The 10174-nt window shown below is 59.7% G+C and carries 9 protein-coding genes; 3 read left to right on the forward strand and 6 right to left on the reverse strand.

Annotated elements, in window-relative coordinates; genetic code table 11:
• From tssE to tssA, 5 genes are read right to left on the reverse strand one after another with little or no spacing between them, the layout of a single operon-like run.
• A complete protein-coding gene (gene tssE, locus NKH42_RS28180) occupies positions 1 to 756 on the reverse strand; it encodes a type VI secretion system baseplate subunit TssE (RefSeq protein WP_352752056.1) in 756 nt (251 codons plus the stop codon).
• Positions 743 to 1204 carry an Hcp family type VI secretion system effector gene (locus NKH42_RS28185; RefSeq protein ID WP_023678576.1) on the reverse strand — a complete coding sequence of 154 codons (462 nt, stop codon included), beginning with the start codon at positions 1202 to 1204 and terminating at the stop codon, positions 743 to 745. The genes tssE and NKH42_RS28185 overlap by 14 nt, the downstream gene beginning before the upstream one ends.
• A 46-nt stretch (positions 1205 to 1250) precedes the next feature.
• Positions 1251 to 2753 (reverse strand): type VI secretion system contractile sheath large subunit, encoded by a 1503-nt coding sequence (gene tssC, locus NKH42_RS28190; protein ID WP_023720342.1) that lies wholly within the window; start codon positions 2751 to 2753, stop codon positions 1251 to 1253.
• Between the two features lie 2 nt (positions 2754 to 2755).
• The gene (tssB, locus tag NKH42_RS28195) at positions 2756 to 3292 is read right to left on the reverse strand and encodes a type VI secretion system contractile sheath small subunit (protein ID WP_352479410.1); all 537 of its coding nucleotides are present in this window, start codon (positions 3290 to 3292) and stop codon (positions 2756 to 2758) included.
• Positions 3293 to 3298: 6 nt separating this feature from the next.
• Positions 3299 to 4477, reverse strand: a complete 1179-nt coding sequence (gene tssA / locus NKH42_RS28200; protein ID WP_352752059.1) for a type VI secretion system protein TssA — start codon at positions 4475 to 4477, stop codon at positions 3299 to 3301.
• A 337-nt stretch (positions 4478 to 4814) separates the two neighbouring features.
• Between tssA and tssH the strand changes: the two genes are divergently transcribed.
• The 3 genes from tssH (at position 4815) to NKH42_RS28215 (ending at position 8962) form a co-directional block, all read left to right on the forward strand.
• Positions 4815 to 7565 carry a type VI secretion system ATPase TssH gene (gene tssH / locus NKH42_RS28205; RefSeq protein ID WP_352752061.1) on the forward strand — a complete coding sequence of 917 codons (2751 nt, stop codon included), beginning with the start codon at positions 4815 to 4817 and terminating at the stop codon, positions 7563 to 7565.
• Between the two features lie 254 nt (positions 7566 to 7819).
• Positions 7820 to 8053: a hypothetical protein gene (locus tag NKH42_RS28210; protein ID WP_352479407.1), complete on the forward strand. Its 234-nt coding sequence runs from the start codon at positions 7820 to 7822 to the stop codon at positions 8051 to 8053.
• A gap of 528 nt (positions 8054 to 8581) precedes the next feature.
• Positions 8582 to 8962 carry a hypothetical protein gene (locus NKH42_RS28215; RefSeq protein ID WP_352479406.1) on the forward strand — a complete coding sequence of 127 codons (381 nt, stop codon included), beginning with the start codon at positions 8582 to 8584 and terminating at the stop codon, positions 8960 to 8962.
• A gap of 379 nt (positions 8963 to 9341) precedes the next feature.
• Here the strand turns inward: NKH42_RS28215 and NKH42_RS28220 are convergent.
• Positions 9342 to 10174, reverse strand: an 833-nt coding sequence (locus NKH42_RS28220; RefSeq protein WP_352906315.1) for a recombinase family protein, incomplete at its 5' end; no start/stop codon positions are given.

Genomic DNA, 10174 nt, shown 5'->3' on the forward strand with positions numbered 1-10174 from the left:
TCAGGCTTCCCTAAATTCGGTCCGAGCCAAGCCGTTATCGAGATTGATGGTGGTGCGCAGGCGCATGCGTTCGGGTGTCGGCGTCATGATCAACACCGCATCTATCTCGATCTTCAGGCCCACGGTTTTGTCGCCAAGGGTTACCGTAACCTTTGTTGCGCTGTCCTTGAGCCGCGGCTCGAAGGTGGCAAGCACCGAGCGGATCTCGCGCGCCAGGGCCTCGCGATCGAAGTCGCGGGAGGAACGGCCCGAGAAGGAAGGCACGCCGTAATTGACGACGCTGCGACGCACCTCCGGAAAATCGGCGAGCGACGGCGGGTTGTCCGCTGCCTGCTCGCTTTCAAGATCGGAGAGCAGCGGTACGGCCTCGAACCGTTCGGTGTTGAACAAAGCCTCGACATCGCGCCGCACAGCCTCCTTGAGCACACGAACCGACACCACCACGCTGCGGCTTTCGAGTTCGGCGCGGTGCTGGCTCTGAAAGGCCAGGCGATGCAGACGCCGCTTCTGGTCGGCGGTCAACTCCGCGTCGGCGTCGATGAGCCGCGCACTGGCCGCAACCAGGTTGTCCAGCCGCTCCGCGCCAAGCTCGTCCTGCAGCGCCTGGCGCAGCCCGTCTATCTCGGAGGTCACGCCCGGCAGATCGTTTACGAGGCGGTCCCATAGAGAGGGCTGGACCGCTTCGCGCTTTGCTCGCGAACTGCCGCTACCCAGCGACTTGTCCGCGCCGGGCCGCCGGGCCTCACTTGCCGACATAGACATCCATTTCGATTTCGTCGTTGTCGTCGTAGACGAACTTTATCTTCTTGTAGGCAAAGCTGACCTCTTCCTCGATCAGGTCCTCCTCATCCTCGGCCTGCGACATGTCGTATTCCATGATCGAGGCGTCGGTGAGTGTGACGACCAGGTAATCCTTGGTCTCGCCATCAATGGTCCGCCGTGCCGAAAACACGACTTCGTCCAGCGCCTTGTTCTCGAACAGCGCCTTTTTCAGGTAGGGCGAAGACTTGTCATAGTGCTTGGTGAACTTGATCATTCCCAATGAAACACGACCGCGGCGCGAGAGCGAATTTGGATCATAGGGCGCGATCATCTTGTAATCGACGCCATGGATTTCGATTTCGTCCTCATGGCCATCTCGAGTGCTTGGACCCTTGATATCGGGAACCTTTAGAAAGCCATCAATCTTCGTATTTGTGGGCATTGTTTTTCTCCACCGCTTTCAAAAACCAAGATGTTGTTGCTGCAAATCAAGTCTTCACCGACGGAAGTTCCGAAACCAGTCGGAGCGAGGCATTGATACCCTCCAGCTGATAATGCGGGCGCAGATAGAAGCGCGCATTGTAGTAGCCGGGGCGCCCTTCCACGCTGTCCACCTGGACCTCGGCGGCGGCGAGCGGGCGCTTGGCGCGCGCCTTGTCGTCGGCAAAGGCCGGGTTGGCCAGCACATACCGGTTGATCCATTCGGTCAGCCAGATCTGCATGTCGGAGCGCTCCTTGAACGAGCCGACCTTGTCGCGCGCGATCGCCTTGAGGTAGTGGGCAAAGCGCGAGACCGGAAAAAGGTAGGGCAGGTTGGCACTCAGCCGCTCGTTGGCCTGCGCATCGGGGTCGACCAGCCGTCCCGCCCTTGTCTCGTCGTCCTGCAGCGAATGGGCGCCAATAAAGGCGGCGAGATCGGTGTTCTTTCGATGCAGGATGGGCATCAGGCCGAGCTTGGCCAGCTCCGCCTCGCGCCGGTCGTCGATGGCGACCTCCGTCGGACACTTCATCGCTATCGAGCCATCATCGGTCGGGAAGCTGTGCACTGGCAGGTTGAGGACCGTGCCGCCATTTTCGACGCCGCGGATCTGCGTGCCCCAGCCATAGAGCTTGTGGCTGCGGTTTATATTCACGCCCATCGGGAAGGCGGCGTTCATCCAAACATATTTGTTATGATCGCCATGTACCTCCTCCTCGAAGGTGAAGCCCTTCACCGGAACGGTATCGGTGCCATACGGCAGCCGTGCCAAAACGCGAGGCATGGTCAGGCCGATGTAGCGTGCATCCTCGCTCTCGCGCAGCGACTGCCACGAGGCATAGGCGGGGTTGGAGACGATCTGCTGCAGGTCCTGCGGGTTCGGCAATTCCTGCCAGCTGTCCATGCGGAACAGGCGCGGCGAGGCAGCTGCGATAAAGGGTGTGTGCGCTGAGGCGCAGATGCCGGAGATGTTGCGCAGCAGACCGACGTCGCGCGGGTGGTTGGAGAATTCGTAGGCACCAATCACACAGCCGATCGGCTCGCCGCCAAGCATCGAATACTCGTCCGTGTAGACTTTCTTGAAGATCGGGCTCTGATCCCACATCTGGCCCTCATAATCCTCAAGCGTGTCGGCCAGCTGCTCCTTGGAAATGTTCATCACCCGGATCTTCAGCTTCTGATCGGTCTCGGTATTGTTGACGAGATACCACAGGCCACGCCATGTGCCCTCCATTTCGCGCACTTCCGGCGCGTGCAGGATCTCGTTGACCTGTTCCGACAGCATCTTGTCGATCCCGGCGATCAGCGACTTGATCGACTTGATAGCATTCGACGAGATGGTCGTGGTATCGGAACGCGTCTGCGCTGCAAGTGCGAGATTGCGCACCAATTGCTGCAGCTTTTCGCTGTCGTCCTTCTTGACCTTGAAATCCTTCTCGAGGAGCCCGCTGAATTCTCCAAGATCGATGGTTTCCGCCTCGGCGACGGCGGCGGTTTTTTGCTGTTCGGCCATGGTCATTCCCCTGCCTTGTCGTCCGCCAGCGCCTGGCTGGCGATCTTGCCAAGAAGCGGTTCGTTGTTCAGCAGTTGCGCAATGCGCTTTTCGGCATCCACACGCCCGTCCATGAAGCCGAGAAGTTCCTCGAGCTGGCGGCGCATCTTGAGGATTTCGGCCAACTGTGGGACCTGCTCGGCAATCTTGTCCGGCGCGAAATCGCCCATCTTGGTGAAGGTAAGGTCGAGCGCCAGCTCCTCGTCCCGCTCGGCGCCTTCGGCCTGAGGCAGCGTATTCTTCACGCGGGCTTTCACGCGTGGTCCAAGTGCCTCCATGAACCGCGGGAAACGGTTCGCATCGGTCTCGACAAAGGAGCGGTCCAGTACCGACTTCGACGCTTCCTTGGTCTGCGAAGCGCCTGAAAGGTCCGCCATGACGGCCATGACGAACGGCAGCTCGATTGTCGTTGGACTGCCATAGGTTTCCACGTCGTAGGCGATCTGCACCCGCGGCGCGCGATTTCGTTCGATGACCTTGGCTTTGCTTTCGGCTGGCATTGCTTGCTACCTTTCATCCTTCTGAGCCGTCTTCTTGGCATCGGGAACGCCGGCAAGCAGCCGGAACTCCTTCAGTCCCGACGGGGCGAGATCTTCCATCAGTTCAACAAAATCCATATGCACCATCCGGCGCACACGGCGGGCGAGGTGGGGAATCGGGCTCGACGGTTCGGTCCGGTCATAAAAGGCGACGACGAGGTCCAGGCATTTCACCACGTCGTCGCGCGAAGTAATCCGGTCGGGAAGTCCGGTGCTCGAGTCAGCGTAGCTAGCCACACTTGCCATAGTATCGGCTCCATGACCGTTTCGGGCAGGCATTACGGGTTCTGCCGGCGAAGCGGACGGCTTTACTGCGCCATTCGCCATCGCGCCGGCAGCCGAGTTGCGCTCGAGGGTTGTCAGCAAACGCTGCAGGAACCGTTTTAATTCCGGAATGGTGGTCCCGCCGCTGCCTTCAAGGCGAGCGTTGAGGGCTGTCTCGACGGCTTCCAGTGCCGCAACCGCCGCGCGCGCATCGGTAATGAGCGACTGCATTTCCTCGTTGGCTTGATCCGCCTGTGCCGCGCACCCGGCACGGACACGGTTCAACAATTGTCCATGCGCACTGACAAGCGCTGCTTTTTCGGCCGCGTTCAATCCTGACGCTGCTTCTTGTAGCATGAGGCGGTCGTCGAGCGCAGCTTGTTCCAAATCGCGTCCGCTGATCGGTCCGATCGAGCGTGGCGCAAACAAAGTCATTTGCCGCAGGTTGGCCAACAGCCCGTCCTGACCATTTTGAAGGTCGAGCAGCGCATTGATGCGGCGCAAGGCGGCTTCGCGAGGCGACGTGTTGGGCCGCAGCGCCGGGTGCATGGTTTCCCAATGCTGGTCGAATGTCCGCCCAATAAGCGTCAGACCCTGGGCCAACCCGACCAGTCCATGCTCGTTGGCCAGCGCGCGTGTGACAATTACAATCAGGCGCAGGTCGCGGCCACGCGCGCGCAATTCCTCGGCCTTGGTGAGTACTGCTGGCCAGTCGACGGGAATGGTGCTTTGCGAGACCGGCTTGTTGTTGCCATCATGGACAACCTTGACCTGAGGCTCTGTCAGGCGCTCCAGTTCGTGAAACGCCGGATCGTTACGCAAATCCTCTCCCGACGGATTTTCACCATCGAGCGGAGCAAGCCAGAGTGCGACGTCGATCACACCGATCCCCCAGTCACCGGCCCTGAGGCCGACCTGTCCCTACGTTATCACACGGTTGCGCTTTTCCACAATTCAGCGAGTACGGAAAAAATTAACAAAAGCTAATGCAGCCTTGTCTTGATTGTTGAATCCGCCGGCGTGTTTGCCGGGCCGTGGATCGGGAATGCGTCTCACCTGGGCTGTCAGGCTCGTGGTTGTTTGCGGCCGCGATGCGGCATCTTCGACGAATGATGGGAGCCCGCATAACGGGGCATCGAAACCTTTGTTCATCCCGCACTTTGTCAAGCGGCTGCTTATGTGGCAGGTTATCGACTTGCAGAGTGCAGGAGCACGTTCGATGGAACAGCGCCGGTCATCGCAGAGCTTCAAGCGCAAGGAACTGGTCGGCAAGCTCAACCCTCTAGGCTTGCGCGCCTTCAAGGCAGCGGCTGACAGTGCCAAGCTGCGCGGCAATCCTTACGTCGAACTCGTCCACTTCATCGAGCAGCTGGTGCTCTCCGACCGCTCGGATGTGCAAATGATGATTGCCGATGCAGGACTGGATGCGAGCCGACTTACGGCCGATATGACGCGCGCGGTGGACAAGCTGCCCTATGGCGCAACCTCGATCGAAGAGTTTTCCGACCATATCTTCCACGCCATCCAGGAGGCCTGGAATCTAGCAACACTGGAATTCGGCGTGGAGGAGGTCCGCAGCGCACATGTTCTGCTTGCTTGCCTGAAGACACCGGTGCTGGAAGGCCTGCTGTCGAAGATCAGCGGCGAGTTCGACAAGATCGACGCCGACGCCGTCGTGACGCGCTTCGCCGATGTCACGGAGGGCTCACTCGAAGCCGGCGCTGCGCCAACGGTCACCGCGACAGAGGCCCCGCGGCGGACTCCGGGCGGGGATTCGGCATTGGCCAAATACGCCACCGACCTGACCCAGCGCGCCCGCGATGGAAAGATCGACCCGGTCGTCGGTCGCGATCCTGAGATCAGGCAGATTGTCGACATATTGATGCGACGCCGGCAGAACAATCCGATCCTGACCGGCGAGGCGGGCGTCGGCAAGACTGCAGTCGTGGAGGGTTTTGCTCTGCGCATCGCCAAAGGCGATGTACCGCCCCCACTTCAGGGAGTGAGCGTGCGCATGCTCGACGTCGGATTGATGCAGGCAGGCGCTAGCGTAAAGGGTGAATTCGAAAAACGGCTGAAGGCCGTAATCGACGAAGTTCAATCCTCTGAATCGCCGGTCATCCTCTTCATTGATGAAGCCCACACCCTGATCGGCGCCGGTGGTGCTGCCGGAACCGGCGACGCTGCCAATCTGCTCAAGCCGGCGCTGGCACGCGGCGAGCTTCGCACGATAGCGGCCACGACCTGGGCGGAATACAAGCAGCACATCGAGAAAGACCCGGCACTGACCCGCCGCTTCCAGGTGGTAAAGATTGACGAGCCTTCGGAATCGGTGGCCATCCTCATGTTGCGCGGCGTGGCCGGCGTCCTCGAACAGCACCACAAGGTTCAGATATTGGATGAGGCGATCGACGCGGCGGTCGGCCTGTCACATCGCTACATCCCGGCGCGGCAGCTGCCGGACAAGGCGGTCAGCCTTCTCGACACCGCCTGCGCCCGTGTTGCGGTATCGCAGCACGCCACGCCAGCCGAGGTCGAGGACATCATGCGCCGCCGCCAGGCGCTGGAGGTCGAGCGCGGCATTATCGGCCGCGAGGCTGCAATCGGCATCGAAGTGGCCGAGCGGCAGGCACGGGTCGAGGCTGGGCTTGCCGAGACCGAACGCACGCTCGCAGCCGCGCAGCAGCGCTGGGAGCGCGAAAAGGCGCTGGTGGCCGAGATACTCGAATTGCGTGCAAGGCTGCGCGGCGACGGCGTGCCGCTCGATGCCGTGGAAGGGCACGAGGCCGCCACGGAGACCAAGAGCGGGGAGGTGCCTGAGACCGAACTGTCCAATGCCGAGGCGAAGGTTCCGGCGGCAGGTGGTCCTGCGCCTCCCGATCCGGCTGCCGATCTCGCTCGGCTGCGCGAACTGATGAGCGAACTGGCCGAGGCGCAAGGCGAAACACCGCTGATCCTGCCATCGGTCGACCGCAACGCCGTGGCGGCCGTGGTTCAGGACTGGACGGGCATCCCGACGGGCCGGATGCTGTCGAGTCAGACGGAGAAGGCGCTGCGGCTCGCGGTCACTCTGTCCGAGCGCGTTGTCGGACAGGATCATGCGATGGAGATGATCGCCAAGCGCGTGCAGACCAGCCGCGCCGGTCTCGGCGCTCCGGAAAAGCCAGTGGGTGTATTCCTGCTTTGCGGCCCCTCGGGCGTCGGCAAGACCGAAACCGCTTTGGCACTGGCCGAAACGCTCTACGGCGGAGAGCAGAACCTGATCTCGATCAACATGTCCGAATTCCAGGAGGCGCATACGGTCTCTACCTTGAAGGGCGCGCCCCCCGGCTATGTCGGCTACGGCAAGGGCGGAATTCTCACCGAGGCGGTGCGGCGCAAGCCCTATTCGGTGATCCTTCTCGACGAAGTCGAGAAGGCGCATCCGGACGTGCACGAAATCTTCTTCCAGGTGTTTGATAAAGGGATGATGGACGACAGTGAAGGCAGACGGATCGATTTCAAGAACACGCTGATCCTTCTCACGTCGAATGTCGGCTCCGAAGTCATCATGGACCGCACAAGGAATGGCGCGGTACGGGCAGGGCTCGATGAACTGGACACCGCATTACGCAGCCCGTTGCTGAAGGTCTTCCCAGCGGCCTTTCTCGGCCGGGTGGTGACCATCCCTTACTTTCCGCTTTCCGATTCGATGATCGAAGCGATCACACGTCATCAATTTGCTAAGATTGCTCGCCGGCTGCGTGCAACCAACGACGCGGAATTGGTAATCGGCGACGGTGTCATGGATCTGGTCAAGACCCGCTGCACGGAAATTGAATCGGGCGGCAGGATGATCGACGCAATTCTGACCAACACGCTCCTCCCGGAGTTGAGCCGCGGTGTGCTGAACCGGTCGCTCGCTGGTGAAAAGATGACAAAGGTCACTGTTGGCGCTTCAGGCCAAGGGTTTACCTATTCCTTCGAATAGGAGCGCGAATATTATGGCGGCTCCTTTCCTCGGCTGTGGCAAGCGTTGCGGCAACCAATGTTACCATCAATGCGGCTGCCTGAAATGTCATTTCCCGACCCATGCCCCCGACTGAATGTCCTCATTCCGCTCATGATCAGGAGTGCAGGTCAATCACGTCCGACAAAACGCAAAAAACCGCTGTCAATACCAACTTCTTGCGATGGATTTGCGCGGCGGGGATAGGCAGGCTTCGGGGCGAAGGAGTGCCCGCCATGACCGTCCTCGCTTACAGCCTCGCCGCCGACGCACAGGGAACGTGGAGAATCGTCTTTGTGCCTGACGATCTGCATCTCTATGTGGAATTCAGCCGGCCGAACGCTGGGTCAAATCCGGTGCACTGGCAGAGCGTGGATGATTTCCTTGCGTGGCGCCCTACAGGTGCGCTCCACAAGGATGCGCTCGATCGCTTGGTTTCGCTAATTTGCCAGTCGATGAGCGGCCCCTAAACGAAAAAGCGACGGAGTGATGCATTCGACAGTGTCAGGCCTAGCCGTTCCAATGCTGCAGCTCCACGCACGCACCAGCTCAAAGCTTGGTTTCTTTCTGAGGAGGTGCGCTGGGATCAGGACAATCAGGATGCGGCAAGTTTTCACACGGAGAGGGCTGGTCGCGAACGCCGCCATAGTGTTTCACGAGTTTTGCGAAACCGTAGGCGAAGGCGAAAAGAAGCGCGAGGACAACCGCTATTCGGACGGCCATGGGGTATTGTATCTGGATCCCGCTCCGGAAGGGCGCGGATCACTTCCCTCGCGCAATTTCCTTCGCGAGATCGCCCGTTTCACGAAGCCCTGTCGCTGATCTCGTCAACCAACCGGTTCGTCGCCGAGCGTGCATTCATAGCTCAAAATCAGACCGAGAGAGCGTACCGCTAGGAGCGAACAAAAGCCCGCCGCACCTTTCGGCACGGCGGGCTCTGTTGGGACGATTCCAAGGCTACGCGGCTACCGCGTGCGAACTGCGTTGAGGGCGATTCCATGGGTGTCTTGTTTCAGGGCAAGATTTTTGGCAAGTTCTTCGCGTTTTGGGAGAGGGCAACAACCATGAAATCATTTTGCGTGGGCAGCGTGTCCGTTGCAGCAATGGCGATTTGTATCACCTCATTCGTTTCAACCACCGTCCACGCCGGTTCGATCGCTTACGAAACTGGGTATCAGAAAGCCGCGTATTTGAATTGTTCTCAAACAGTTTACAACGAAGACGCTTTCGGAAAATTTATGGCCCAAGACGATAAATATATAAATACCCGCGATTATAAGCGTGGCTTTGCCGCGTTGGAAGCCGGCCTGAAAAGTGATCACCGCAGCAAAGTGTGCTTCGATGCCGCTCGCGCCAGCAGTTCGTGGACGGACCGCTGACTGGCGTCGCCCGTCCGGACCGACAAGCCTCACCCGCAGTTTCTGCTCATCTTCTTCCATCACAAGGTGTCCACCTATTTTGGTGGACACCTCATGCATCAGAGCACTCAACAGGTGCAGGGAAATTCGCGCTTACGTTCAACGAACTGAGACGCCTCGCTCTACTGACCCCATCATGCGGCGGGCTAACGTCGACCGCGAAGAGAAGCGCGTGACCCGCGGGGCGACATGGTCCGGTCGATTATCAGGAGGAGCTTGACCTCGATGACCCCAACCAGAGAACCCTGCTAGACGAGATCAGGTGGGAGCGGCGGGACAGCTCCGTGACAAACAGAGTCGGGGCTCCTCATTGAAGAGCCGCAGCTTCGGTCTGTTCTTGTCATGCGCCTTTTTTGCCCTGAGCATTTGAGACGTCGCGTCGGAGCCTTTCCGGGCCACTGGGCCGTATACGCGCTAGCGCGCTCAGCTTTAGCTCCGACTCCAGCCCTGGAAAGCCAGCCAGCGTATAGGCCGCGGCCATCGAGCCAAACCGCTTTTTGAACACACGGTATATGGGCAGAGCGGAGTCCGCATTAATCAGCGACAATGTGAGGTGCCCGTGAGCGGCGCGCAGCCGCCGAAATCCGTCTAGAAGCTCTTCGTTCGAGTACTTTCGCAGAGCTCCCCGCCGATCCGGTACGTAGCCGACCGCCGCATAGACCGCCTTCAAGCTGCCGAAAAGCCGGACATAGCACTGTCCTGACGCAGTATACGGACAAGCATTGATCACGGTGAGGCTGAGTCGTTTCTTCTCTTTCAATAGCCGCTTCAGATTCTTGAGCATTTCGGGCTTTGTATAGGTGTATCCGCGTTTTCCCCTTGCGAGTTGCGCCCTCCGGAATATTTGAACCGTTACAATGGGCTCCATGACCCGGATTCGGACCCATTTATCGGGAGTGTTGGGCTTTGATTGGCTGCTCATACTATGCGACGTTCGGTTGTAGACATAGTAGCCTATCATCAACTCGCTTTTGAGAAGAGATGCGACGCGCCCGGTCGTCCACACATAGCCGTATGTGGAGGGCACTCCTTCCTTGTTCAGACGAACCGATATGCCGGCCATGCTCTGCCCTTCAACAACAAACATGTTGAAGATGCGCCTCACAAGCTCGATTTCGTTTGGCGGGCCGGGCACAAGGAGAACGCGGTCGCCAGCGAGCCCTTTCTGTTCTC

Origin of the sequence: Mesorhizobium sp. M1142 (genome assembly GCF_040318565.1) — a bacterium.
Classification (GTDB): Bacteria; Pseudomonadota; Alphaproteobacteria; order Rhizobiales; family Rhizobiaceae; genus Mesorhizobium.